We start from the raw sequence: 25429 nt of genomic DNA, 5'->3' as shown, positions 1-25429 counted from the left end.
TTAGTTTTTTCCCAGACACTTTTTGTTAAAACATTCCTGCACCAGCCATTGCTCCTACTGCACTTGCAATAACTGCAGCTAAAGTAATTACTGCCATTAACCATGCCATAATAATAGTCAACTTTTGAAAACCAGATTTCTTTTTCTTTCTTCGTGCCATAAAATGCCCTCCTACTCGAACAATATTTTATTCTTATTAATAGTTTTTTTCAAATCAATTGTAGTTTAGAATAAAAAGGATGGAGGGATACTGATGCTTTATATTTTCCTGGTGCCATTTATTGGTTTAGTAATTGCTTTCTTAATTAACGCAATCTTTCCGCGTGCACAGTTCAGAGGATACGATGTTTTGCCTTTCTTTTTTATTGCAGCTTGCAATTTAATTACGACTTACATAAATCAACCTTCTTTTTTACCATATGGTTTTTTAATTTACTTTATTTTAGTAATTATTGTTTCCCTGAGTGATGCAATTAAGAATAAGAATATTTCTTTAAGTAAAATTTTGCGTAAATTATGGAATTATTTAGCTGCTTGTACCTGTTTATGGTACGTTGGTTTAGTAATACTGATGTTTGTATAAATTAAAAATTATTTATATATCTGAAAGGTGCAAAATGATAATATTTGACACCTTTTTTTAAATCTGTCAAAAAAATATATAAAGAAATCTAAAAATACGTATTTTTTTGTGTGAGCAAATGGTAGAAAGTGGTGAATTGTGGTAGATTATTTAAAGGAAGGAGGTTAGATCATGTTCATGGGTGAATATCACCACAATTTGGACAGCAAGGGCCGCTTGATTATACCAGCGAAACTGCGTGATCAGATTGGTAATAAGATGGTATTCACACGAGGAATGGAAGGTTGCGTCTTTGGCTATTCCATGGAGGAATGGTCAAAGATTGAAGCTAAATTAGCAAAACTTCCGTTGACGAAGAGAAATACACGTAAATTTATGCGTTTATTCTACTCTGGTGCAATGGAAAGTGAGTTTGATAAGCAGGGACGAGTTAATTTAACAGCAACGCTCAAAGCCCACGCAGGGCTCACTAAGGAATGTGTCATTATAGGTGTATCTGACCGAATTGAAATATGGTCACAGGATCGTTGGGATAGCTTCGAAGAAGAGGCCAACGATGACTATGATGATATTGCTGAAAATTTGGACGACATTGAACTTTAAAAATATGAAATTCAAACATACCAGTGTACTCTTACATGAAACTATCGACAATTTAAAACCAAAAGATGGTGGTCTTTATGTAGATGCAACTTTTGGCGGTGGCGGACATGCAAGATATTTGCTCAGTAAAATTGATTCTGGTACGCTTGTTGGTTTTGACCAAGATGAATACGCGATAAAGTCGGCAAAGTTAAACTTTGCGGATTTGTTGGAACCAGATAGTGAACCTAAATTGAAGCTCGTACATGACAATTTTAGCAATTTGCAGAATGATCTGGTTGAGCTAGGTTATACAGATGGCATAGATGGCATATACTATGATTTAGGTGTTTCTTCTCCTCAATTTGATCAAGCTGATCGCGGTTTTTCGTACCGCTATAATGCTCGACTTGATATGAGGATGGATCAAAGTCAGGATCTGGATGCGTATCAGTTGGTTAATGACTTAAGTCAAAAAGAGCTAGCAGATATTTTGTATCAATACGGAGATGAAAAATTCTCTCGACAAATTGCTCATAGAATTATAGAAAGACGTAAGGATAAGCCGATTGTAACTACTTTTGAATTGGTTGATATAATCAAAGACGCTATTCCTGCATATGCACGAAGAACTGGTGGTCACCCAGCGAAAAAGAGTTTTCAAGCTTTGCGGGTGGCCGTTAATCGCGAATTGGATGTATTGCAAGCTTCGTTAGAAGAGGCAATTAAAATCTTGCGACCCGGTGGTCGAATTAGTGTAATTACATTCCAGTCGCATGAGGATAAAATCGTTAAGAAAATTTTTAAGAAGTATTCAGAGGTAGAAATTCCAAGAGGAATGCCTTTTGTACCAGATGATTTAAAACCAATGCTTTGTCTAGTAAATCGAAAACCCATTACTGCTTCTACTTCTGAATTAGAAAATAATAACCGCTCACGCAGTGCGAAATTACGGATTGCAAAAAAATTATAGAAGGAGAATTATATGGCTAATAGTTCAGCAAGAAAAATAGAATATGAATATGAACCAAGTCAGCAAAATGGTTCTCGGAAACAACAACGACTTATCTTTGATCCGCGTAATATTCCTTATAATATTTTAGAAAAGATGTTAATAATTGTGGGAGGTATCATTACGTTGGCAATGATGATTTTTCTGGTTTCTTTTAGTATTTCCGCAACATCGGCGCAACATCAGTTAACCAAGACGCAACAATCGGTTATTAAGGAACAAAGTAAGGTTACTGAATTACGTCAAGAAATTGGTGAATTGACTTCAACCACGCGTTTAAATAAGATTGCTCGTGAAAAAGGCTTAACGCTTATTAATAAAAATATTAGGACAATTCGCTGATGAAAAAATATAGAAATTTAAAATCACGAAAATCCAAGGCCCACAGCTACCGCTTTACAGTAGGAAGAGTTCTCCAGGTAGTTGTCGCTTTTGTTTTTCTTGTATTTACAGCTAGATTTTTATATATAGGTATTTCTAAAATAATTAATGGACAGAATTTATCTGAACGAACCAAGCAACTTTACAAACGTAATCAAGTTATTAAGGCAGTACGAGGAACAATTTATGATAGGAATGGATTAGCTATTGCAGAAGAGTCACGTTTGTATACTATTTATGCAATCTTGGATAAATCTTCAATCAATTATAAAAATAAGCCTGAATATGTTATCAATAAATCTAAAACAGCAGAAAAATTAGCTCAAGTTTTGCCAATATCTGCTAATAAGATTTATAAATTTTTAACACCTAAACGGAAAGCTTTTCAAGTACAATTTGGAACGGCAGGTAGTGGTTTAACTATTAAGCAAAAGAAAAAAATAGAGGCAATGAAATTGCCAGGAATCAAGTTTATTGCTACTCCCTCTCGACTCTATCCGAATGGTAACTTTGCTTCTCATATTGTAGGTTTAACACGAGTGGAATATGATAAAAAAAACAATGATGATACTCTGGTAGGTACAATGGGTATTGAAGCTTACTTTAATAATACTTTGACAGGTATTGATGGTTATCGTATTTCCTCGGTTGATGCTTCTAATTATCAGATGCCAAATAGTAATCAAATTTATAAGCCAGTAAAGAATGGTAATAATTTATATCTAACTCTTGACTCACAACTGCAAAGTTATCTTGAGAAACATATGTCTAATGTACAAAACATCTATGACCCGACTTCTTTAACAGCGGTTGTAGAGGATATGAAAACAGGTAAGATTTTAGCAGCTTCGCAGCGACCAACTTTTAATCCACAAACAAAGAAAGGTTTGACTAAATCTTATCGTAATATTTTGGTTCAAGATACTTATGAACCAGGATCAGTCTTTAAGGTCCTTTCATTTGCAGCAGTTGTAAATAGTGGTAATTATAATCCGAATGAATATTATCGTTCAGGTTCAGTAAATATTGGTGGGTCGACTATTCATGACTGGTTAACATCAGGTTGGGGTACGATTCCATTTTCGCAAGCTTTTGAACGTTCAAGTAACACAGGTTTTGTTAAGCTTGAACAAAAAATGGGTTCAAAGACTTGGAAAAAGTATCTAAGAAAATTCCATATTGGAGAAAAGACGGGAATTACTCTTCCTGGAGAACAACCAGGTTTTATTTCATTTAATACGCCTATGGATCAAGCTGTTACAGCATTTGGACAAGGTGTGAACGTTAATGTCATGCAAATGATGCAAGCTTATAGTTCTTTGGCTAATAATGGTCAAATGTTAAAGCCACAATTAGTTAATAAAATTACTGACTCTAATGGTAAAACTATAAAAGGCTATGAAATTCAAAGAGTTGGCTCACCGGTTTATGATAAAAAGACTAGAGAAACTGTGGTAACCAATATGAGAAAAGTACTTAATAAGCAATCTGGTACTGGTAGTGCTTATAGGATGGGAAAAGCCGATATTGCTGTTAAGACTGGTACAGCTCAAATGGCCAATCCAAAAGGAGGCGGTTATTTAAAAGGTGATAATAATTATATTTTCTCAGTTGTGGGTATTTATCCAGCAAGTAAACCTCGCTACTGTATTTATTTAACAATTAAACAACCGCACTTGGGTGAAACTACTGCTGAAAAGATTTTAGCTTCAATCTTCAAGCCAATGATGAGTAGAATTATCGCCATGTCTAAGAATGACAATACCGCTACTACAACGATTGTGCCGAACTTTAAAGATATGACTTATAGTCAAGCTTTAGCTAAAGCTAAGCAAGTTGGGCTTGCTTTGGTAAAAATTGGTGAAAGTGGTCGTGTCACTGATCAAGGCATTAAGAAGGGGGAGAAGTTGGAATTAGGTGATAGAATTTTTGTCTATACTTCCGGTAAAGTGAAGTGTCCAGATATGCATGGTTGGAGTATTAATGATTTGCATGAATTTACAAATTTGACTGATGTTAAATTTAATATAAGAGGAACCGGCACCGTTGCTAGTCAAGATGTGGCTAAAGGGACAGAAATAAAAGCTGGAAATAAAATAAAAGTTAAATTAAAGGAGTAGCATAGAATGAATATTATGCTGGCAAGTTTTATTGCTTTGATTAGTTCATTGATTTTAACAGTGATTTTTATACCTTGGTTGATTAATTTTATGCGTTCTCATCATGAAGGACAAGAAATTCGTGATGAAGGACCGAAGTGGCATCAGAAAAAATCTGGTACGCCAACAATGGGCGGGACGATCTTTGTATTAGCTGCTGCTATCTCAGTTATTTGGGTTAGTGCATGGCAACACAATTTGAATAAAGTTGTTTGGATCTTAGTTATCAGTTTGTTTGGCTATGGCATTATCGGCTTTTTGGATGATGGGATCAAGCTTTATTTTAAACGTAATCTAGGTTTGAGAGCTTGGCAAAAATTAGCATTGCAAATTATTATCGCAATTTTGATTGTATTGATTGCTTCAAGTGATCATTTCCAATTCAATTTATTCATTCCATTTGCTGGTGTAGTTCATAGCGTTGCTTTGTTCATTATCTTTATTATTTTCTGGTTGGTTGGCTTCTCTAATGCGGTTAATCTTTCAGATGGACTTGATGGATTGGCTACAGGCTTATCGGTTGTTGCTTATGGTACATATGGTTATATTGCATTTAAACAAAAGAATTTCGCTGTTTTGGCCTTTTGTATGAGTGTAATTGGTGGTTTGATAGCCTTCTTCATTTTCAACCATAAACCAGCTAAAATCTTTATGGGGGATGCCGGTTCACTTGCCTTAGGTGGCGGCTTGGCTACTGTCAGCATCATGTTGAATAGACCATGGTCACTGTTATTGATTGGCATTGTTTTTGTCTGTGAAACTGCCAGTGTAATTTTGCAGGTTATTTCATTCCAAACTACAGGAAAGAGAATTTTCAAGATGACTCCTATTCACCACCATTTTGAAATGTTGGGTTGGTCAGAATGGAAAGTTGACACTGTATTTTGGATTGTTGGCTTGATTGGCAGTATTTTGTATTTAGCAATTTAGGGATAAAAAATGAAAGATATTAAAACTTACACTAATAAGAATATTTTGGTTTTAGGTTTAGGTAAGAGTGGTTTTGCAGTTAGTGAACTTCTTTTAAAGCTTGGTGCAAAATTAACTTTGAACGATAAAGCTGATCTTGATAAAAACAAAAAAGCTCAGGAATTAAAAGATAGAGGAGTACGAGTAATCGGTGGACATCACCCAGTTGATTTGCTCGAAAAAGAACACTTTGATTACTTGGTTAAAAACCCTGGTATTCCTTATGAAAACCCAATGGTTAAAAAAGCTGAGGAATTAAATATTCCGATTATTACTGAACCAGAAATAGCATTAAGCTGTAGCGAAGCTCCTTACGTCTGTGTAACTGGTTCAAATGGGAAGACTACTACTGTAATGCTTACCCAAAGAATCTTAGATCATCATTTGCAAAAATCTGGTCATCACGCATATGCTGTTGGTAATATTGGTGTACCAATTTCAGAAGTTGTTCCTAAGGCAACCAAAGATGATATTTTGGTAGTAGAAATCTCAAGTTTCCAACTTTTAGGTGTAACTGATATTGATCCTAAGGTAGCTGCTATCGTTGATATTTATAATAATGTTCACTTGGATTACCACAAGACATTTGAAAATTATGTCAACGCTAAGTTAAATGTTACTAGAACACAAACTAGTGACGATTACTTTATTGCTAACTACGATCAAAAAGATATTTTAGCTAAAGAAAAGAAAGTATCACCAGCTAAGATTCAGACTTTCTCAGAAACTGATCATAATGCAGATTACTTTATTGGCGATGAATATCTTGAAAGTCAAAACGAAAAGATTATGAAGATCGCTGATATCAAGTTGCCTGGTATTCATAATTTGCAAAACAGTATGGTAGCAATTGCTATCTCTAAGATTATGGGTGCAGACAATGATGATATCGCAGCTGTATTGAGTACTTTCGCTGGTGCAAAACATCGTTTGCAATATGTAACGACTCTTGATGGACGCAAGGTTTATAATGATTCTAAGTCAACTAATATTGAAGCTGCCACAGTTGCTATTCCTGCTTTTAAAGAACCAGAAGTTTTGATTGCAGGGGGACTGGACAGAGGATTCACTTTTGATGATTTAGTTCCATTATTTAAGAAGCATGTTAAGGCAATTGTGCTTTATGGTGAAACTAAGTATCTATTGGCTGATGCAGCTAGAAAAGCTGGAATTAAAGAAATCGTAATTGTTAATACTTTGCAAGAAGCTGTTCCGAGAGCTTATGAATTGACTCAACCAGGCGATGTGCTTTTGTTCTCACCAGCTTGTGCTTCATGGGATCAATTTAGAACATTTGAAGAACGTGGCGATTACTTTGTTAGATTTGTTAAGGAATTGAAGACTAAATAAAATGAGAGTTATATTTACAGGTGGTGGCACAGGCGGTCACATTTATCCAATCATGGCTATTATTGAACGTTTGAAAGAACGTGGTATTAGTAAAGATGATGAAATCTTGTTTGTAGGTACGCAAAAGGGTTTGGAATCAAGGATTGTTCCTGCTGCCGGCGTGAACTTTAAGACTATTAAGATCCAAGGTTTCAACCGTAAGCACCCTTTAAGAAACTTTGAAACAATTAAGTTATTCCTGCAAGCTACTAAAAGTGCGCGTAAAATTTTGCAAGAATTCAAACCAGATGTTGTTTTAGGTACTGGTGGCTATGTTAGTGGCGCCATGGTTTATGAAGCAGCTAAGATGCACATTCCAACCATGATTCATGAATCTAATTCAGTTGTGGGATTAGCTAATAAGTTTTTGGGTCATTATGTTGACAAAATTTGTTACACTTTTGACGATGCTGCTAAAGAATTTTCTGAAAAGAAAAAATTAGTAAAAACTGGTAATCCTAGATCACAACAAGTTTTAGGCTTAAACGAGAAAAAGATTGATATCAAGAAGGAATGGGGCTTAAATCCTCAAATGCCCACTGTATTAGTCTTTGGTGGATCTCGTGGGGCTTTAGCAATCAATCGAATTATGCTTAAGTCTTTGATGGATTTAAAGAAAAAGCCATATCAAATTATTTGGGCTACAGGTACTTATTATTTTGATTCAGTCCAAAAGAAGTTAAAGGGTATCAATATTGGTACTAATATTAAAATTTTGCCTTATATTCAAAATATGCCTGGTTTGCTGCCAGAAATGACTTGTGTTGTTTCAAGATCAGGAGCAACAAGTATCGCTGAATTTACAGCACTTGGCGTACCTGTAATTTTGATTCCAAGTCCTAATGTAACTCATAATCATCAAATGAAGAATGCGCTTGATTTGGAAAAGGCGGGAGCAGCTTTGGTTATTCCAGAAGATGACTTGAATCCTAATAACTTTGTTTCTTCAATAGATCACATTTTGTTAGATGAAAAATATGCTACTGAGATGAGTAAAGCCTCCAAGGCACTTGGGGTACCAGACGCCTCAGACCAAGTAATTAAAGTAATGCAAGAAATTGCCCGTTAGAAAGTAGATGAGGCAGATGGCAAAAGAACCGGTAACCAAAATTGATCCGAAAAAAGAATTGTCTCCTTATTTAAATCATGAATTTAATCAGCAGAGGAACAGTCGCAAAAACAAAGCCAAGATTTCTGCCTCACTTTCTAGTTTGCAGAAGGAGAGACGGCGGTCTTTGCGACGCAGATTGGGTCTAATAATGACAGTTTCGATTTTAGCTATTGCTGGGTTAGGATTTTATATATCACCTATGGCCAATATCAGTACAGTGAAAGTTATTGGAGCTTCTGATTTACCAACTAAAGAAATCATTAAAGTGTCCAAAATTAAGGCTAGCGATAAAGTTTTTGATTATTTATTTCAACAAAAAGATTTAAGTAAAAAATTGTCAAAAAAGTATCCAGAGATAAAAAGTGTACAAGTTCATTTGGGACATATTAACCAATTAATTTTGCAGATTAATGAACGTAAAGTAGTTGGCTACTTAAAAGATGGCGATAGTTACCGTAAAATTTTAGATAATGAGAAAATAGGTAACAAAGCTTTAGTATGGTCGGAAGTTACTCAAAATAAGCCAATTTTTGTAGGTTATAACAAATCTAATTCATTAAAGGAAGATGTAAAATTATTTAATAGTTTACCGGAATCATTTAAAGATCAAGTAAAATTATTAAGTGATAATACCAAACGAAATTCACAGATTGTTTTAGTTATGAAAGATGGCAATGTAGTGATTGGCAACATGATAACTTTAAAACAGAAAGTCCATTATTATAAGGCAATTAAAAATAAAGCTGGGAAGCACAGCCTAATTGATTTAGAAATAGGTGCGTTTAGTAGACCGCTAACTTCAAGTGAAAAGAAAGCTTATGGAATATCGTAGCTGCTTTAAAAGATTATCTGTGTTAGAATTTTTCAGGGCAAATATTAATGGGGGCTTAATTTTGAAGAATTCAAACCTATTAGTGGGACTTGATATAGGAACCACAAGTATAAAAGCCGTTGTCGCAGATTCAGGTAAGGTGATAGGTGCTGTTGCTACACCAAATACAGGTATGCGTCATGGACAAGTTATTGATATTGATCAAACCGCTATAGCTGTTAGTCGTGCATTAAAGAGTGTAGCTGAAAAGACTAATGCTAAAATTTATAGTGTAGTGGCTGGTATTCCCGTAGGAATGCTACAGTTAGAAACTGCTACTGGCTTTTTCAATGTCGGAGAACAGGGTCGAGAAGTAAGTGATTATGATGTTAAGAAAGTTATCCAATCAGCTATTCACTCGGTAGCTAAAGATAATCGGGAGGCAATTACTTTTTTGCCTAGTAGTTTCTTAATTGATGGTAAAACTAAAGTCGATGATCCTCGGAAAATGATTGCTCGTTCTTTGGGTGTAAGTGGTATTTTACTCACTGCTCCAACTGGTCCGCTTCATAATATTAAGAAAGTGATTGAACGCGCAGGTTATTATAATAATTTTTTTGTTCCAACACCGTTAGCTATTTCAAGTGTAGCTTTGAATGAAAGTGAACGAACATTTGGATCAATTATTGTTGATCTTGGTGGCGGAGTAAGTACAGCTACCGTTATTAAAGGTAGTCAAATCAAATATGCAAATATTGATTTGGAGGGTGGAAGTGATATCACTAGTGATATTTCAACTGTTTTGAGTATTTCTAAAAGAGATGCTGAACAAATTAAATTGGATTACGGGTATGCTGATTCCAGTTTTGCTTCAAAGAATGGTAAATTTGCTATTAATAGTATTGGTACTAATCGTCAACGTATGATTGATGAAGTATATTTAAGTGAAATTATTAATGCCAGACTAGAACAAATCTTAACTAGATTGGGTAAGGGACTTGCTAAACATCATTATTTAAGACAGCCAGGTGGTATAGTAATTACTGGCGGAACAAGTTTGCTTGAGGGTATTGACAGCTTAACTGCTAATGGTTTGAATGTGAAGGCAAGAAACTATCAGCCTGACCAGATTGGGATGCGTAATCCAATTTATACGGTAGCTTATGGTATTGTAAATTATTCATATGAGATGTCAGAAATTGATTATCTGGTTAATGGCGTAATTTATGGTTTTGGTGAAAATGTGGATGAAGAACCAAAATCTGAGTCGAAAAGTTCCAAGATTTTTAAAAGTACAGCTTCCACTAGTGAAAGTGAAGACAAAGAGGCTTATAATAAAAATAAAATGTCTAATAAAAGTACAGCTTCTATAAGCAAAAAAGATAGTGATGAAGACAAACCTAATATTTTAAAGAGCTTTTTTAAAAAATTTTTTGATTAAAGGTGGTTAAGTTAATGGATTTTACATTTGAATCTGATGATAATAAAAATGCGGTCATCAAAGTTATTGGTGTTGGCGGTGCTGGGGGAAATGCTGTTAACCGGATGATTGATGATGGTGTACAAGGTGTTTCCTTTATTGCGGCTAATACTGATGTGCAGGCTTTGAATAGTAATAAAGCTGAAAATAAGATTCAATTGGGACCTAAATTGACACGCGGTTTAGGTGCTGGTTCACATCCTGAGGTTGGTCAAAAGGCTGCTGAAGAAAGTGAACAAACAATTGAAGATGCACTTAAAGGAGCAGATATGATTTTTATTACCGCCGGTATGGGTGGTGGTACAGGTACTGGAGCTGCACCAGTTATAGCAAAGATTGCTCGTGAAACAGGTGCATTGACTGTTGGTGTTGTTACAAGACCATTTAGTTTTGAAGGTCCTAGGCGGACAAAGAATGCAGCAGAAGGGATTACTCAGTTAAAGCAATATGTTGATACTCTAGTTATTATTGCTAACAATCGTTTACTTGAAATGGTAGATAAGAAGACCCCTATGATGGATGCTTTCAAAGAAGCTGATAATGTTTTAAAGCAGGGTGTGCAAGGTATTTCTGATTTGATTACATCGACTGACTATGTGAATTTAGACTTCGCTGACGTAAAAACAGTCATGGAAAATCAAGGCGCTGCTTTAATGGGCATTGGTCGTGCTAGTGGTGAAAATAGAACTGTTGAAGCGACTAAACTCGCTATTTCGTCACCGCTTCTTGAGGTTTCGATTAATGGTGCTAAACAAGTATTACTTAATATTACCGGTGGTCCTGATTTAACTTTGTTTGAAGCTCAAGATGCTTCTGAAATTGTATCTAAAGCTGCTGGTGATGATGTAAACATTATTTTTGGTACTTCAATCAACCCTAATTTAGGTGATGAAGTAGTTGTTACTGTCATTGCTACTGGTATTGATTCAGAAGCTGAAGAAGCTGCTTCTAAACAATTGCCTGGACGTAGTCGCCAAATCAAGGCTCAACCTAAGAAGAAAGCTAAATTCATTAAAAATAAAATTGTACAACCTGAAAATCATCGTTCGCAACCTATAAATGATGTAACTGAAAAAAAAGTTAATAAATCAAAGCAAACTATTGTTGATCCAACTAGTGTTTGGGGATTGAATAATAGTCAAGATAATCAAAGAAGAAATACTCAAGAAGCTGAACCTCAGAATAATCATGAAGATTATGATACTTTTAGTAATGAAACAGAAGATAATATTTCTCAGATTGAGACTAGTGCACAAGATGATGATGACAATAGTAACATTCCATTCTTCAAGCATCGCGATGAAAACTAATTTTTAGGGGGGTAGGTGTAGATGGCTTTTGACAAATTAGGTAGATTTTTTGGTATTTCTAATGATGATTTATCAAATGATGAGTATCCTACTCAGGATAAAGAAGATCGTGACGATATACCGCTGAATTCTATTAATCGTGATAATGTCGTTTCAATCAAATCCGGTTTGAACTCATCTAAAAGTAAAATTGTTCTATATGAGCCAAGAGTATATTCTGATGCTAAAGATGTTGCACAGAATTTATTGAATAATAAAGCTGTTGTGATTAACTTTAGTAGAATGGAAGATAGTTCTGCTCGAAGGATTGTTGATTTTATTACAGGTACTGTTTATGCTTTAAATGGTGAAATTCAACGTATTGGTGACAAGATCTTTTTGGCAACTCCACCAAAGTTTGTTACTGATGGGAAGATTAGCGACTTAGTGGATAAGAAAGATAATTTAAGTTAATGGTTAATATATTACATATAATTTATTTAGTTCTTACTTGGATTTTATGGCTTTACAGTTTATTCATTGTAATTGACGCAATTATGAGTTGGTTACCAATATTGAGTAATTCTGTCGTTGGTCGCTTTTTGGATAAAATTGTAAATCCATACTTGAATCTATTTAGAAGAGGTCCATTTGCTAGTTTCGCTAATTCAACGGGAATTGATGTTTCTCCAATAATTGGCTTGTTTATTTTGTACTTTGTACAGAACTACATCTTAATTTGGATTTTTAATACTTTGTTGAGGTTAGTAGGTTGATGGAACGCAGACAAGCAAGTAAGTTTTACCCACATTTTAATCAGGAAGAAAGACCAGTAATTGACTATTTTACTGGTCTTTTTAATCAGCTAATTTTTAAGCATGAACTAATTTTGACCGATTTTTTGGATCCTGGTAAAAGGGCAATTTTAAAAACGATAGTTGGAAATGACGCTTTTACTCAGGAATACGGCGGTTATCCTAATGCGGAGAAAAAACGAGTTTATCTAAGTGAGGAATGGTTGAGTTTACGACCAAGCGATTATCAAATTCAGCCTTATGAAATTGAATATCCGCAAAAATTTATGCAAATAAATCATAGTGCAATTTTGGGTACATTAGCTAATTCAGGTATCAATACAGATACTTTCGGTGATATTCTTACTGATGGTAAAGGTAAATGGCAATTCTTAGCTAAAAAAGAATTAACAGAATTTTTTGAAGAACAAATAACCCGTATCGGTAAAGCGCAAGTTAAGCTAAAGCCGATTACTTTTAAAGAAATATTAATACCTGAAGATGACTCTGTCGAAAGAACTGAAATCATGGCATCAATGAGAATTGATGCAATTTTATCTGGTATCAGTAAACAAAGTCGTGGTCAGATTCAAAAGATGATTACTAGTCATTTGGTCAAATTAAATTGGCATGATATAGCAGATTCTAATATAATGGTAAAAGAGAATGATGTCTTGAGTTTGAGACATTTTGGTCGAATTTTGATTGAAGATGTTTCTGCTACAAGAAAAGGTAAGTATAAGGTGGTGCTTAAACTTTGGCAGACAAAAAAATACAATTAACCCCGATGGATATTCATAATAAGGAATTTAAGCGTCGAGGTCGCAATGGATATGATCGCTATGAAGTTGATAGTTTTTTAGATGATATTGTTGATGACTATGGTGATGCATTAGATCAAGTAGTTGATCTTAAAAATGAAGTCGTATCTCTCAAAGATCAGATTAAGAATCTACAGATACAAGTTGATGAATATAATGATAAGAAGAAATCACTGAAAGAATCACTTATTTCTGCTCAACAAACTTCTGACGAAATGAAAGAAAAGGCAGAAGAAGAAGCTAAGAGTATTCTAGTTAATGCTAAGAGACAAGCAGAAACAGATACTGATTATCAAAAACAACAAAAGAATACAATTTCTAAAGACTATAAGCGTTTAAAGAAGCAAATTAGTGAGTTCCGTAGTCACATGCAAGCCATGTTACAAGAAGAAATTGATAATTTAAACGATGATCAATGGCAGCATGCACTTGATGAATATTTCCATTTACAACGTTTTTATCCAGGTGATGGTGCTGAACCAATTGATGCTGGTCCAGAAACTCAAGAAGAAGAATTTGCTCGCGAGGCAGCTTTAGATGATGAAGATGTTGACAACGACGATGAAAATGACGTAAACTCTTCTCAAGAGTCCGATGACTTAAGTTTAGATCCACCAGATGATTCTGATGATGATCAAAATGACTCTAAACCTAAGCCAATGACTGGTGATAGTCCTAGTCATGAGACAATCAATTTGAAGCCTGATAATGATAATAAATTAGGTCCAATGATTGTCTTTCCGGATGATTATAAAAAATAGAGAATTAGATTGACAGTAAAACTCGAAAGCAATACAGCGAGTTAGTGATGGTGTGAGACTAACATAAGAGCTGGAAGGTTGATCAGCTGCCAGATAGATCTAAACGCTTTTTGCACGTTACGCAAAATAAGTGGAACTCTTTGGAGTTCAATTTAGGTGGTACCACGGTTAACCTCGTCCTAATTTGGGACGAGGTTTTCTTTTTTAGAAAGGAATATGTTAATGAGAATCAAAGATACTCTGAATTTAGGCAAAACTAAGTTTAAGATGCGCGGTAATTTACCTGTTCGTGAAGCTGAATGGCAAAAAGAATGGGAAGAAAATGACTTATATGAACAAAGATTAAAGTTAAACGAAGGTCATCCTCGTTTTGACTTACACGATGGTCCTCCATTTGCTAATGGTAATATTCACATGGGTCACGCTTTGAACAAGATTTCTAAGGATATTATTGTTCGTTATAAGAACATGAGTGGCTACTATGCTCCTTATGTACCTGGTTGGGATACTCACGGCCTTCCAGTTGAACAACAACTTGCTAAGAAGGGCGTCGACCGTAAAACAATGGATCGTGCCAAATACCGTGAACTTTGTCGTCAATATGCTGAAGAACAAATTCAAAAGCAAATGAAAGACTTCAAACGCTTAGGGGTCATGGCTGATTGGGATCATCCATACATTACTTTGCAACATGACTTTGAAGCACAAGAAATTCGCGTCTTCGGTGAAATGTACAAGAAAGGTTACATTTACAAGGGTAAGAAGCCTGTTTACTGGTCATGGTCAAGTGAATCAACTTTGGCAGAAGCAGAAGTTGAATACAAGGACGTTGAAGCTAATTCAATTTTCGTAGCATTTCCAGTTACTGATGGCAAGGGCATCATTGATCCTAAGGATACTTACTTTGTAATTTGGACTACTACTCCTTGGACTATTCCAGCTAACGAAGCTATTTGTGTTAATCCTAAGTTTGATTACTCAGTCGTTCAAGTAGGCGATAAGAGATATGTTGTAGCTACTGGCTTACTTGATAAAGTTGCTGAAGAAATTGGCTGGGATGATTACAAGGTTGTACAAACTGTCAAGGGTAAAGACATGGAATACATGAAAGCTAAGCATCCAATTTATGATAAGGATAGTTTGGTAATTGAAGGTTTCCACGTAACTTTAGATGATGGTACTGGTTTGGTTCATACCGCTCCTGGTTTTGGTGAAGACGACTTTAATGTTGGTCAAAAGTATCATTTGCCAATCTTTAGTCCGGTAGATGCACATGGTTGTTATACTGATGAAGTGCCTGAGCTTAAAGGTATGTTCTATCAAGATGTAGATAAATTGATGATTCAAAAGCTTAAGGATGCAGGTGCATTGCTTAAACTTAAGGTCTTCACTCACTCATACCCACATGATTGGCGTACGAAGAAACCTGTTATCTTCAGAGCAACTACTCAATGGTTTGCTTCAATTGATAAGTTCAGAGATCAAATTCTTGATCAAATTAATAAAGCTAGTTTCATCCCTTCATGGGGTAAAACTCGTCTTTACAACATGATCAAGGATCGTAGCGACTGGGTAATTTCTCGTCAACGTGCATGGGGTGTTCCGCTTCCAATTTTCTACGCTGAAGATGGTACTCCAATCGTTACTCCAGAAACTATTGATCATATTGCTAAGATCTTTGAAAAAGAAGGTTCAAACGCTTGGTACACTCACACTGCTAAGGAATTATTGCCAGACGGCTTTACTTCAGAACACTCACCAAACGGTGAATTTACTAAGGAAAAGGATATCCTGGATGTTTGGTTTGATTCTGGTTCATCTTGGTCAGGCGTAATGGAAAAACGTGATGGTTTACAATATCCAGCTGACCTTTACCTTGAAGGTAGTGACCAGTACCGTGGCTGGTTCAACTCAAGTTTGATTACTTCAGTTGCTGTAACTGGTAAGGCACCTTATAAAGAAGTGTTGTCACAAGGTTTCGTATTGGATGATAAGGGTCACAAGATGTCCAAGTCTCTTGGCAATGTCATCTCACCAAATGACGTTATTAAGCGTATGGGTGCTGAAATCATCAGACTTTGGGTTGCACAAGCTGACACTACTTCAGATGTTGCTGTATCTATGGGAATTTTGCAACAATCAGCAGAAAGCTACAGAAAGATCAGAAATACTTTCCGTTACATGTTGGCTAATACTTCTGATTTTGATCCAAAGGAAAATCGCGTTGCTTATAATGACCTTCGTTCAGTTGATCAATATGTGGAAGTTAAATTGAATGATTTGGTTAAGGACTGCCTTGCAGCTTATGACAAGTTTGACTTCACTACTGTCTTTAAGAAAGTCTTCAACTTTATTTCAAATGACCTTTCAGCATTTTACCTTGATTTTGCTAAAGATGTTCTTTATATCGAAAGTAAAGATAGTCATGCTCGTCGCTCAATGCAAACCGTTATTTACGATGCTGCAGTTAAGTTGGATAAGGTATTGACACCAATTTTGCCACATACTATGGAAGAAATTTGGGGCTTCTTAAAGGAACCTGAAGATTACGTTCAACTTGCTAATATGCCAAAGGTGGAAGATTACGCTAACCGTGATGAACTTCTTGAAAACTGGAGTAAGTTTATGAAGTTACGTGATGATGTTTTGAAGGCTTTGGAAGATGCAAGAAACAAGAAGTTGATTGGTAAGTCATTTGAAGCTGCTGTAACTATTTATCCAGATAAGGAAACTAAAGCAATGCTTGATGACTTGGATGCAGACTTCAGACAAATTTTGATTGTATCTAAATTGACTATTGCAGAAGGTGAAGCTCCTGAAAATGCTGAAAAATTAAATAATGCAAGCATTGTTGTTGAACATGCAGAAGGTGAAGTTTGTCCTCGTTGTAGAATGATCAGAACAGATATTGGTGAAGATCCTAAGTTGCCAATGCTTTGTGGTCGTTGTGCTAAGATTGTTGAAGCTGATTTCCCTGAAGCCGTTCAAGAAGGATTAGATAAATAATGCGTTTAGGTACCGTTAAACAATTTGATGAAGGCAGCAGTTATGGTTTTATTGAAGATGATCAAAATCATAAATCATACTTTGTCTTCTACAAAGCTATTAAAGAAGAAGGCTATAAAACGCTACGAGTTGGCGATCGAGTTAAATATCAGTTAGCTCAGGGTAAGAACGGCCTTCAATGTGTTAATGTTTATTTAGCCTAAGAAGGAGGATGAGACTTAGTGGATTTAAAAGAAACAGAAATCTCATCACAACAGATTTTTCAAGGACGCATTTTAAACCTGTCTGTTCGTACCATTAAGCTTCCTAACGGTGAAACGGCTACTAGGGAAGTAATTAATCATCGACCAGCTTCTGGCGTGATTGCTATTAACGATGAACAAAAAATGCTTTTGGTTAAGCAATGGCGTGAACCAATTAAACAGTTAACTTTAGAAATTCCTGCTGGTTTAATTGATCCCACGGATGCCAGTCCGCTTGATGCAATGAAGCGTGAATTGAATGAAGAGGGCGGCTATAGAGCAGATTACTGGGAAAAGGTAAGTGAATTTTACTCTTCCCCTGGTTTTTGTGATGAAAAAATGTACCTTTTCTATTGTGATACTTTGACCAAATTAACTGATAAGAGATCACTAGATGAAGATGAATTTTTAACTTCAGATTGGTACAGTTTAGATGAATTGAAGAATTTATTGGCTGAGGGAAAGATTGTCGATGCCAAAACCATTTACGCCATCACTGTTTGGGAAAATATGATGTTGCGCAGTGCAAAAAATGACAATCAAGAATAACTATGGCAGAAAAACGTTCTGATTATCGAAAAAGACAGAAAAAAAGCTTACTTGGTAAGGTGAAATCTGCTTTTTCAAATAATGACTCAGAAGAAGTCGATGTCAATCCTGACTTTCGCAAGGACAAATCTGATTCTGATAATCGAAGACGTCCTTTAGTTGGAGATGGACAAGAATTCTATCAGCAAGAACAACCTATTAATAAAGAACAAGTGCGTGAAGATAAGGCTTTAAGACTGAAAAAAAGATTGAATCGTGCTATTCTGATAGTGTTTGTTCTGATTATTTTAGTGCTATTAGCACTATTTCACTTGTAATTGGAAATGAGGATAAAGATGAAGATTGCGATTATTGTTCCAATGGCTGAAGAAGCTGAATTTTATCGTAATCATTTCCATTCAGAAAAGAAAGAAATGTTCGGATCAACAGAATTCGAACATTTTTCTGTTAACGGAAATGATGTTTACTTAGGTTTAAGTGGTATTGGTAAAGTTCAGGCAGCTATGAATTTAGCTAGTTTATTAAGTAATGTCGATATTGACGTTATTTTTATGACAGGTTCTGCTGGTGCGTTAGCCAAAGATGTTCATCAGGAAGACTTGGTATTGCCTAATGCTTTTTCTTACTATGATGCGCATAACACTGCTGCAGGTGACTATGTAGAAGGTCAAATCCCACAACAACCAGCTAAGTTTGCACTTGATTCACCAGAACATGCTGCATTCGCTGAATATTTGAAGAAGCAAAATGTTGCTTTTCGTGAAGGCTTAGTAGTTACTGGTGATTCATTTATTGCTTCAAATGAACAAAAAGAAGAAATTAAGAAAAACTTTCCAGATGCACTATGTGCTGAAATGGAAGGTGCCGCATTTGCTCAAGTAGCTCATGCATTTAAGAAGCCATTGGTTGCCGTGCGTGCTATTTCTGATAATGGTGATGGCAGTGCTAGCGAAGATTTTGATGTCTTCGTCAAAAAGGTTGGCGCCAAGGCAGCGAAGTTGATTTGTGATTACTTAGAAAAGATGAATTAAACGTGCGCGAGATTTATTTAGATAATGCTGCAACTACCCCAATGTCACCAAAGGTAGTAGATGTTATTACTGATGAGATGAAAAATGATTTTGGTAATGCATCAAGTACCTATGCATTGGGACGCAAAGCAAGAAACGTGATTGACCAGGCTCGTCATCAAATTGCTGAAAATATTAATGCCAAAGATAGTGAAATCATTTTTACGTCAGGTGGTTCTGAAAGTAATAATACTGCTATTTTTGGTACGGCTTATAGTCGAAAAAACATTGGTAAGAAAATTATTACCACTAAAATTGAGCATCCTTCAGTTTTAAATCCAATGAAACGTCTTGAAAATGAAGGGTACGATGTTGTATATCTTGATGTCGATGAAACAGGTCATATTTCATTAGATCAATTAAAACAAGAATTGACACCAGATACTATTTTAGTTTCCGTTATGGCAGTTAATAATGAAGTGGGTTCAATTATGCCCTTGGAAAAAATTGGCGCTTTAGTAAAGAGCAGTAATGCTTACTTTCATGTTGATGATGTCCAGGGGATGGGAACAATTGATGTTGATGTTAAGAAAATGAATATTGATTTGCTTTCTGTGTCAGCCCATAAAATAAATGGACCTAAGTTTTTAGGCTTTTTGTATGAAAATTCCGCAATTAATCTTCCTAGTCTAGTATTGGGTGGAGAACAGGAGACTAAACGTCGTGCTGGTACTGAAAATGTACCTGGAATTGCTGGCTTCGGTGAAGCTGTTAAGGAACTTTCAGAGATTGGTCATCAAGCATTACAAGAAAAATATGAGCGCTTTCAAAATATCATTTTAAAAGAACTTGATGATCATCATATTAAGTACGAAATTAATGGTGGACATGGTGAAGGTTATTCTCATCATGTGTTAAACTTACGTTTGAATGGTGTATCAACTACTTCTTTGCAGACCAACCTTGATTTGAATGGTTTTGCAGTTTCTGGTGGATCTGCATGTACAGCTGGTTCTCTAGAACCTTCTCATGTTTTAATTGCATGTTTTGGTGCTGATTCACCACGAATTAATGAGTCGATTAGAATTTCATTTGGTCGGTATAATACTGTTGATGAAGTTAAGGCGTTTGCACAAGAATTAGTAAAAATTGTACAAAGAATTCAATCTAGAAATAAATAGTTGCTTTTAAAAAGAAAGTAACTTATTATAAATAAGCGAGGACAATTATGGCAAATACAGTTGTGATTAATGGTGATAAGCGTAAATTTACGTTGAGCCCCGATTTAAAGCTTTATGCTTTAATTGATGCTGGTTTTGTAAAGAGTGTGAAAGGGAATTTTACTTATGAACATCCCCTTTATAATGATTCTCCTTACAATGCTCCAACTAAGTTAAAGATGACAATTAACAAAGAATTATCTCATTTAACTATGGTTGTTACTGATCGCAGTGGTTTGCAAAAAGTTAATATTTTTAAAAACAAGCAATTAGCTTCAACAGTTGATCTTTTAAATTATATTTTGAAGGATCTTGAGGAGCGCAAGATTTTGCAGCAAGTAAAGGATTGATTGAATAATGGTTGACAATAGTAAGACTAGAGTAGTTGTTGGAATGAGTGGTGGTGTTGATTCATCAGTTTCAGCTCTCTTACTCAAACAGCAAGGCTATGATGTAGTTGGTGTTTTCATGAAAAACTGGGATGACACTGACGATGCTGGCGTTTGTACTGCTACTGAAGACTATGAAGATGTAAAAAAAGTTGCTGATAAAATAGGTATTCCATATTATTCAATTAATTTTGAAAAGGAATACTGGCACCGCGTTTTTGAATATTTCTTAAATGAATATAAAAAGGGTAGAACCCCTAATCCTGATGTAATGTGCAATAGTCAAATTAAGTTTAAATCTTTCTTGGACTTTGCTATGGATCTTGATGCTGATTATATTGCAATGGGTCACTATGCTAAAACAGTCAAAGATAAAAATGGTATTGTGCATATGATGCGTCCGAAGGACGGTAACAAGGATCAAACTTACTTTTTAAGCCAATTAAGTCAAGATCAAATCCAAAAGGTAATTTTCCCATTAGCTAATTTAACTAAACCACAAGTGAGAGAAATTGCCTTAGCTAATGGTTTAGCTACGGCTAAGAAAAAGGATTCTACTGGAATTTGTTTTATTGGTGAAAGAAACTTTAGAAAGTTTTTGAGTGAGTTCTTACCAGCTAAATCAGGCAAGATGGTTACTCCTGATGGTAAAGTTGTAGGAGAACATGCCGGTTTAATGTATTACACTATTGGTCAAAGACAAGGTCTAGGCCTAGGTTCAACCAAGGAATCAACAGATCCATGGTTTGTAGTAGGTAAGGACTTGAAGAAGAACGAATTGATCGTTGAACAGGGTTATGATAGTCCCCTTCTTTACGCTAGTCATCTAAAAGCTAGTGATATGTCTTTCTTTACTGGACAACCTGATCATGACTTTGAAATGCATTGCAGTGCTAAATTCCGTTATCGTCAATGTGATATTGGTGTAACTGTTAAATATCATGCAGCTGATAACACTGCAGATGTATATTTTGATGAACCAGCACGTGCTGTTACTCCAGGCCAAGCACTTGTTTTATACAATGGTGAAGAATGTCTCGGTGGCGGTAATATTGATGCTGCTTACCAAGAAGATAAACAATTACAATTAGTTTAAAAATAAAACCTAAAAAGGCGTTCGAGTTCTCGAACGTCTTTTTCTTTGTGTTAAACTATTTATAATGATTAGAGATTTCGGGGAGAGATAAAAATGCAAATTTATTTTGTTCGTCATGGCAAAACTGAATGGAATTTAGCTAGCCGTTTTCAAGGTGAACATGGAGATTCTCCACTTTTACCACAAAGTAAGAAGGATATTAAGAAGTTAGGTGAACATCTGAGAGGAACTAAGTTTAGAGGTATTTTTGCGAGTCCATTGGATCGAGCATTTAATACTGCACAAGGTATTGATGATGCAATGAATGCCAACCTTCCTGTAGTAATTGATGAACGCTTGCGTGAATTCAATTTAGGAGACATGGAAGGAATGAAGTTTGCGGATGCAGAAAAGAAGTATCCTGAACAAATGAATAACTTCTGGCATCACCCTGACAAATATGATCCAACTGAACTTCATGGTGAAGATTATAAGCATGTAATTGCACGAGGCAAGTCGTTTGCCATGGAAATGGCTAAAAGATTTCCTGATGACGATGACAAAGTCTTGGCAGTTAGTCACGGTGCTGCATTATCAGCCATTATGGGTGGACTTTTAGGTTATCCTTTGAAAGATATCCGTAAAAATGGTGGCTTAAGCAATACTAGTTTAACGGTATTAGAAACAAAAGATGGTGGCAAGACCTTTAAGCCTGTAGTTTGGAATGAAACTAGCTATTTGGGCAGAAAATTATCAAAGACGGATTCATTGTAATGGATAAAAAAATTGCAGAACTCTATGATGATGGCAAGGTAAATGATGCTATTCATCAATTGATTAAAAAAATTGATCAAAAACCGCAAAATGTTGAAAACTATTTGCAATTATCGACTTATTTGATTGAGCAAGGTAGTGCTGATCAGGCACAGAAGTTATTAGAGCAAGCTCAGCATTTGGTTAAGAAACCACAAGAATTGAGTTATAATTTGTCAGTTTGTTATTACATGCAAGGGGATTTTGATAAGGCACTTGCTTTGCTGGATCAAATACCTAATGATGATTTGACGCTTTATCAAAAGGCACTCACTTATTTAAAATTAGGGCGAAGTCAAAAGGCATTAGCGTATGCTTTGACTATAAAAAAAGTAGATGAGCGTGTACAAGAACTTTTAGGTGATATTTGGATGAGCTTGGGAGAATCTCGTCAGGCACGACAAATGTATTTAGCAATCCCAGAAATAAAACGTACAGCAAAGGTCTATTTCTTACTTGGTGTGTCCACATTAGAAGCAGATCGCGTGCAAGCTGAACAGTATTTTGCAAAAGCTAAACAAATGGATGAAAAATATTATAAGCGAGCAATGAATCAATATGCGTCGATTATGAAAATGCTAAATGATAAGGAAAAGAAAAAGTAATGGTCGAATTTACCGGTAAGGTTAACGGGATCGTTTTCGAGAACGACAAGGATTTATATAAGATTTTAGATGTAGAAATTATTGGCTCACTGGAAAACTATTCACGTGATGAAATTAAAGTGACCGGTAATTTTGGTGATATTCAAATTGAGTCAAGTTATCGTTTTGAGGGAAAACTTGTCATGCATGAGAAGTTTGGCTTGCAGTTTAGAGCAAGTAGCTACAAGCAGGTTTTACCTCATGAGGAAGGCTCACTCACTAAATACTTAAGTTCAAATAAATTTCCAGGTATTGGTAAAAAAGCAGCTAATACGATAATTGACGAACTGGGATTAAATGCGTTAGATGTTTTGAAAGAAAATCCAGCAAAGATTGATACATTGTCGTTATCAAGTAAGCAGAAGGACAGTTTATTGTCCGGCTTGAATGCGATGGATTCGTATTCAGAAATTGTTTTGAAATTGGCACAGTATGGTATTAATAAACGTATTGCTGGTAAAGTATATCAACTTTATCATGGTGATAGTTTAAAAAAATTAGAAAAGGATCCTTATGCTACTGTAAATGATGTTGCTGGTTTTGGCTTTAAAACGGCTGACATTATGGGAAAGCAATTAGATATTAAAGTTGACGATCCTCGGCGAATTAATGGAGCAATTTATCAAGTTTTGTTGGATGCCTTGAATGGTGACGGCAATACTTACGTAAAATCGCCAGAATTGTTGACTGAAGCTAGCAAATTATTACAAATAAATCAGTTTGATCCAATTGCTAACTGCGTGATTAACTTGTGTCAACAAGGAAAAATTGTTGTTGATGGCGACAAAGTTTCTTTACAAAATATTTTTAAAACTGAGCAGGATATAGCTCGATCAATGAAATATTTGGTAGAAACTAGAAAGCAACAAGAAGATGAACAATATGGCGATGATGATGTAGCTGAAGCTATCCGAGATGCCGAAAAAGAATTAGAGATCAAATATGATGATACACAGAAACTTGCAATAAAGAATGCATTGAATCATCCGATTTCTATTTTGACAGGGGGGCCTGGTACAGGTAAAACAACTATCATTAACGGAATCTTGCTAGCTTTAAGAAAATTAGCTGAAATTCCAGCTTCTGCACTATATAGTGAAGATCCACCATTTCTTTTGGCTGCTCCTACTGGTAGAGCTGCTAAGAGGATGAGTGAAGTAACTGGTATTAGCGCTAAAACAATTCATCGCATGTTAGGACTAGGTATTGGTGATACAGGTACCGAAGAATTAAATGAGTTGAACGGAGAAATTTTGATTATCGATGAAATGTCGATGGTTGATATGTTCTTGTTTAAACAATTATTATCCAGTATTAATCAAGTTCGACATATTGTTTTTGTAGGTGATAAAGATCAGCTCCCATCTGTAGGAGCGGGAAATGTTTTTAGTGATTTAATTAAGTCGCGTGCATTCCCTACTACTATCTTGAAACAGATTCATAGACAAGGTGATGATTCTACAATTATCACTTTGGCTCATGATATTAATGAAGGTAAAAATGAGCAGGCTTTGTTCAAACGAACAAAGAATTATTCGTTTATTAGTTGCCGACCAGAATTAGTCGGAGATGCAGTCGGTCAAATTGTTACTTTAGCTCTCAAGCGTGGTTTTGCTAAAGATGATATTCAAGTTTTAGGTGCCATGTATCATGGAAATGGTGGAGTAAATAATCTGAATGATATTATTCAAGAGATTATGAATCCAGCTAAAGAGCATTCTAAATCTTTAGAAGCTCACAACGAAATTTTCCGAATTGGTGATAGAATTTTACAGTTACAGAATAATCCAGAAAAAGATATTTATAATGGTCAGATTGGCAAAATTATGAGTATTGATGAAGATAAATCTAAAGAATGTATGGTAGCCAATTTTGATGGAAGAGAAGTCACTTTTGATCGTAAAGATTTGAATGATCTGACACGAGCATATGCAATTACTATTCACAAGTCTCAAGGCTCAGAATTCCCTCTAGTAGTTTTGAACTTAACTATGCAAAACTATGTAATGCTTAAGCGAAATCTCCTGTATACAGCTGTAACGCGGGCAGAGAAGAATTTAGTGCTTGTGGGTGATCCTCGTGCTTTTGTAGCAGCTTTTAAGACACCTGGTAATGATCGTAAGACTGATCTAGCGGATAAGATTTGTAAGCAATTAGGTATTGAGCTTGAAGAAAATAAGTCTGAGCAAGTTAAGAAACAAGTAAAAGAAGAAAAAACAGAAAAATCTACTAAAAAAGAAACGGAAGATTATATTTTAACTCCTGAGAAAATTTATTCAGGAGAGATTGATCCAATGATTGGAATGGAAAATATCAAATTATAAAAAAGACCCCATGAT

At 35.4% G+C, this 25429-nt stretch carries 27 protein-coding genes; 26 read left to right on the top strand and 1 reads right to left on the bottom strand.

Going from position 1 to position 25429, the window contains the following annotated elements:
* Positions 1 to 25: 25 nt before the first annotated feature.
* Positions 26 to 160 (bottom strand): DUF4044 domain-containing protein, encoded by a 135-nt coding sequence (locus tag FC57_RS10560; protein ID WP_007125379.1) that lies wholly within the window; start codon positions 158 to 160, stop codon positions 26 to 28.
* 93 nt (positions 161 to 253) lie between these two features.
* On the opposite strand from FC57_RS10560, the gene FC57_RS01235 reads away from it, so the two are divergent.
* The 26 genes from FC57_RS01235 (at position 254) to recD2 (ending at position 25414) form a co-directional block, all read left to right on the top strand.
* Positions 254 to 583 (top strand): DUF3397 domain-containing protein, encoded by a 330-nt coding sequence (locus tag FC57_RS01235; RefSeq protein WP_007125380.1) that lies wholly within the window; start codon positions 254 to 256, stop codon positions 581 to 583.
* A 171-nt stretch (positions 584 to 754) separates the two neighbouring features.
* Positions 755 to 1186: a division/cell wall cluster transcriptional repressor MraZ gene (gene mraZ, locus FC57_RS01230; protein ID WP_007125381.1), complete on the top strand. Its 432-nt coding sequence runs from the start codon at positions 755 to 757 to the stop codon at positions 1184 to 1186.
* Between the two features lie 4 nt (positions 1187 to 1190).
* Positions 1191 to 2138, top strand: a complete 948-nt coding sequence (gene rsmH, locus FC57_RS01225; RefSeq protein WP_040529426.1) for a 16S rRNA (cytosine(1402)-N(4))-methyltransferase RsmH — start codon at positions 1191 to 1193, stop codon at positions 2136 to 2138.
* A 12-nt stretch (positions 2139 to 2150) separates the two neighbouring features.
* A complete protein-coding gene (gene ftsL, locus FC57_RS01220; RefSeq protein ID WP_007125383.1) occupies positions 2151 to 2519 on the top strand; it encodes a cell division protein FtsL in 369 nt (122 codons plus the stop codon).
* Positions 2519 to 4678, top strand: coding sequence for a penicillin-binding protein (locus FC57_RS01215; protein WP_007125384.1), 2160 nt, complete (start codon positions 2519 to 2521; stop codon positions 4676 to 4678). Before ftsL ends, FC57_RS01215 begins: the two co-directional genes overlap by 1 nt.
* A 6-nt stretch (positions 4679 to 4684) precedes the next feature.
* Positions 4685 to 5647, top strand: a complete 963-nt coding sequence (gene mraY, locus FC57_RS01210) for a phospho-N-acetylmuramoyl-pentapeptide-transferase (protein WP_007125385.1) — start codon at positions 4685 to 4687, stop codon at positions 5645 to 5647.
* Between the two features lie 9 nt (positions 5648 to 5656).
* Positions 5657 to 7036 (top strand): UDP-N-acetylmuramoyl-L-alanine--D-glutamate ligase, encoded by a 1380-nt coding sequence (gene murD, locus FC57_RS01205; protein ID WP_007125386.1) that lies wholly within the window; start codon positions 5657 to 5659, stop codon positions 7034 to 7036.
* A gap of 1 nt (position 7037) precedes the next feature.
* Positions 7038 to 8144, top strand: coding sequence for an undecaprenyldiphospho-muramoylpentapeptide beta-N-acetylglucosaminyltransferase (gene murG / locus FC57_RS01200; protein WP_007125387.1), 1107 nt, complete (start codon positions 7038 to 7040; stop codon positions 8142 to 8144).
* A 16-nt stretch (positions 8145 to 8160) separates the two neighbouring features.
* Positions 8161 to 9018, top strand: coding sequence for a cell division protein FtsQ/DivIB (locus tag FC57_RS01195; protein ID WP_040529370.1), 858 nt, complete (start codon positions 8161 to 8163; stop codon positions 9016 to 9018).
* A gap of 61 nt (positions 9019 to 9079) precedes the next feature.
* On the top strand, positions 9080 to 10438 hold the full coding sequence (ftsA, locus tag FC57_RS01190; protein ID WP_040529427.1) for a cell division protein FtsA: 1359 nt from the start codon (positions 9080 to 9082) through the stop codon (positions 10436 to 10438).
* Between the two features lie 14 nt (positions 10439 to 10452).
* Positions 10453 to 11787, top strand: a complete 1335-nt coding sequence (ftsZ, locus tag FC57_RS01185) for a cell division protein FtsZ (protein WP_007125390.1) — start codon at positions 10453 to 10455, stop codon at positions 11785 to 11787.
* A gap of 21 nt (positions 11788 to 11808) precedes the next feature.
* Positions 11809 to 12240 carry a cell division protein SepF gene (locus FC57_RS01180; protein WP_007125391.1) on the top strand — a complete coding sequence of 144 codons (432 nt, stop codon included), beginning with the start codon at positions 11809 to 11811 and terminating at the stop codon, positions 12238 to 12240.
* The gene (locus FC57_RS01175) at positions 12240 to 12542 is read left to right on the top strand and encodes a YggT family protein (protein WP_007125392.1); all 303 of its coding nucleotides are present in this window, start codon (positions 12240 to 12242) and stop codon (positions 12540 to 12542) included. Before FC57_RS01180 ends, FC57_RS01175 begins: the two co-directional genes overlap by 1 nt.
* The gene (locus FC57_RS01170; protein ID WP_007125393.1) at positions 12542 to 13342 is read left to right on the top strand and encodes a YlmH family RNA-binding protein; all 801 of its coding nucleotides are present in this window, start codon (positions 12542 to 12544) and stop codon (positions 13340 to 13342) included. The genes FC57_RS01175 and FC57_RS01170 overlap by 1 nt, the downstream gene beginning before the upstream one ends.
* Positions 13318 to 14142, top strand: coding sequence for a DivIVA domain-containing protein (locus FC57_RS01165; protein WP_007125394.1), 825 nt, complete (start codon positions 13318 to 13320; stop codon positions 14140 to 14142). The genes FC57_RS01170 and FC57_RS01165 overlap by 25 nt, the downstream gene beginning before the upstream one ends.
* A gap of 222 nt (positions 14143 to 14364) precedes the next feature.
* Positions 14365 to 17148, top strand: a complete 2784-nt coding sequence (gene ileS / locus FC57_RS01160) for an isoleucine--tRNA ligase (RefSeq protein ID WP_040529371.1) — start codon at positions 14365 to 14367, stop codon at positions 17146 to 17148.
* Positions 17148 to 17351 (top strand): cold-shock protein, encoded by a 204-nt coding sequence (locus FC57_RS01155; RefSeq protein WP_007125396.1) that lies wholly within the window; start codon positions 17148 to 17150, stop codon positions 17349 to 17351. The genes ileS and FC57_RS01155 overlap by 1 nt, the downstream gene beginning before the upstream one ends.
* Before the next feature lie 18 nt (positions 17352 to 17369).
* Positions 17370 to 17939, top strand: coding sequence for an NUDIX hydrolase (locus FC57_RS01150; protein ID WP_007125397.1), 570 nt, complete (start codon positions 17370 to 17372; stop codon positions 17937 to 17939).
* 2 nt (positions 17940 to 17941) lie between these two features.
* Positions 17942 to 18256, top strand: a complete 315-nt coding sequence (locus FC57_RS01145; RefSeq protein WP_007125398.1) for a hypothetical protein — start codon at positions 17942 to 17944, stop codon at positions 18254 to 18256.
* An 18-nt stretch (positions 18257 to 18274) separates the two neighbouring features.
* A complete protein-coding gene (locus tag FC57_RS01140; protein WP_040529372.1) occupies positions 18275 to 18970 on the top strand; it encodes a 5'-methylthioadenosine/adenosylhomocysteine nucleosidase in 696 nt (231 codons plus the stop codon).
* A gap of 2 nt (positions 18971 to 18972) precedes the next feature.
* Entirely contained in the window at positions 18973 to 20130 is a 1158-nt protein-coding gene (locus FC57_RS01135; protein WP_007125400.1) for a cysteine desulfurase family protein, read from the top strand.
* 47 nt (positions 20131 to 20177) lie between these two features.
* Positions 20178 to 20519, top strand: a complete 342-nt coding sequence (locus FC57_RS01130) for a DUF1831 domain-containing protein (RefSeq protein ID WP_007125401.1) — start codon at positions 20178 to 20180, stop codon at positions 20517 to 20519.
* 7 nt (positions 20520 to 20526) lie between these two features.
* On the top strand, positions 20527 to 21654 hold the full coding sequence (gene mnmA / locus FC57_RS01125) for a tRNA 2-thiouridine(34) synthase MnmA (RefSeq protein ID WP_007125402.1): 1128 nt from the start codon (positions 20527 to 20529) through the stop codon (positions 21652 to 21654).
* Positions 21655 to 21747: 93 nt separating this feature from the next.
* Positions 21748 to 22407, top strand: coding sequence for a histidine phosphatase family protein (locus tag FC57_RS01120; protein WP_007125403.1), 660 nt, complete (start codon positions 21748 to 21750; stop codon positions 22405 to 22407).
* Positions 22407 to 23051, top strand: a complete 645-nt coding sequence (locus tag FC57_RS01115; protein ID WP_007125404.1) for a tetratricopeptide repeat protein — start codon at positions 22407 to 22409, stop codon at positions 23049 to 23051. Before FC57_RS01120 ends, FC57_RS01115 begins: the two co-directional genes overlap by 1 nt.
* Positions 23051 to 25414, top strand: a complete 2364-nt coding sequence (gene recD2, locus FC57_RS01110) for an SF1B family DNA helicase RecD2 (RefSeq protein WP_007125405.1) — start codon at positions 23051 to 23053, stop codon at positions 25412 to 25414. Before FC57_RS01115 ends, recD2 begins: the two co-directional genes overlap by 1 nt.
* Positions 25415 to 25429 lie beyond the last annotated feature (15 nt).

Origin of the sequence: Lactobacillus ultunensis DSM 16047, assembly GCF_001436305.1 — a bacterium.
GTDB classification, from domain to species: domain Bacteria; phylum Bacillota; class Bacilli; order Lactobacillales; family Lactobacillaceae; genus Lactobacillus; species Lactobacillus ultunensis.
This window is presented reverse-complemented; position numbering and strand designations above follow the sequence as displayed.

Excerpts from the sequence above, each read along its gene's own strand:
- FC57_RS10560 (WP_007125379.1), bottom strand. The coding sequence starts at position 160 with ATGGCACGAAGAAAGAAAAAGAAATCTGGTTTTCAAAAGTTGACTATT.
- FC57_RS01235 (WP_007125380.1), top strand. The coding sequence starts at position 254 with ATGCTTTATATTTTCCTGGTGCCATTTATTGGTTTAGTAATTGCTTTC.
- mraZ (WP_007125381.1), top strand. The coding sequence starts at position 755 with ATGTTCATGGGTGAATATCACCACAATTTGGACAGCAAGGGCCGCTTG.
- rsmH (WP_040529426.1), top strand. The coding sequence starts at position 1,191 with ATGAAATTCAAACATACCAGTGTACTCTTACATGAAACTATCGACAAT.
- ftsL (WP_007125383.1), top strand. The coding sequence starts at position 2,151 with ATGGCTAATAGTTCAGCAAGAAAAATAGAATATGAATATGAACCAAGT.
- FC57_RS01215 (WP_007125384.1), top strand. The coding sequence starts at position 2,519 with ATGAAAAAATATAGAAATTTAAAATCACGAAAATCCAAGGCCCACAGC.
- mraY (WP_007125385.1), top strand. The coding sequence starts at position 4,685 with ATGAATATTATGCTGGCAAGTTTTATTGCTTTGATTAGTTCATTGATT.
- murD (WP_007125386.1), top strand. The coding sequence starts at position 5,657 with ATGAAAGATATTAAAACTTACACTAATAAGAATATTTTGGTTTTAGGT.
- murG (WP_007125387.1), top strand. The coding sequence starts at position 7,038 with ATGAGAGTTATATTTACAGGTGGTGGCACAGGCGGTCACATTTATCCA.
- FC57_RS01195 (WP_040529370.1), top strand. The coding sequence starts at position 8,161 with ATGGCAAAAGAACCGGTAACCAAAATTGATCCGAAAAAAGAATTGTCT.
- ftsZ (WP_007125390.1), top strand. The coding sequence starts at position 10,453 with ATGGATTTTACATTTGAATCTGATGATAATAAAAATGCGGTCATCAAA.
- FC57_RS01180 (WP_007125391.1), top strand. The coding sequence starts at position 11,809 with ATGGCTTTTGACAAATTAGGTAGATTTTTTGGTATTTCTAATGATGAT.
- FC57_RS01175 (WP_007125392.1), top strand. The coding sequence starts at position 12,240 with ATGGTTAATATATTACATATAATTTATTTAGTTCTTACTTGGATTTTA.
- FC57_RS01170 (WP_007125393.1), top strand. The coding sequence starts at position 12,542 with ATGGAACGCAGACAAGCAAGTAAGTTTTACCCACATTTTAATCAGGAA.
- ileS (WP_040529371.1), top strand. The coding sequence starts at position 14,365 with ATGAGAATCAAAGATACTCTGAATTTAGGCAAAACTAAGTTTAAGATG.
- FC57_RS01155 (WP_007125396.1), top strand. The coding sequence starts at position 17,148 with ATGCGTTTAGGTACCGTTAAACAATTTGATGAAGGCAGCAGTTATGGT.
- FC57_RS01145 (WP_007125398.1), top strand. The coding sequence starts at position 17,942 with ATGGCAGAAAAACGTTCTGATTATCGAAAAAGACAGAAAAAAAGCTTA.
- FC57_RS01140 (WP_040529372.1), top strand. The coding sequence starts at position 18,275 with ATGAAGATTGCGATTATTGTTCCAATGGCTGAAGAAGCTGAATTTTAT.
- FC57_RS01130 (WP_007125401.1), top strand. The coding sequence starts at position 20,178 with ATGGCAAATACAGTTGTGATTAATGGTGATAAGCGTAAATTTACGTTG.
- mnmA (WP_007125402.1), top strand. The coding sequence starts at position 20,527 with ATGGTTGACAATAGTAAGACTAGAGTAGTTGTTGGAATGAGTGGTGGT.
- FC57_RS01120 (WP_007125403.1), top strand. The coding sequence starts at position 21,748 with ATGCAAATTTATTTTGTTCGTCATGGCAAAACTGAATGGAATTTAGCT.
- FC57_RS01115 (WP_007125404.1), top strand. The coding sequence starts at position 22,407 with ATGGATAAAAAAATTGCAGAACTCTATGATGATGGCAAGGTAAATGAT.
- recD2 (WP_007125405.1), top strand. The coding sequence starts at position 23,051 with ATGGTCGAATTTACCGGTAAGGTTAACGGGATCGTTTTCGAGAACGAC.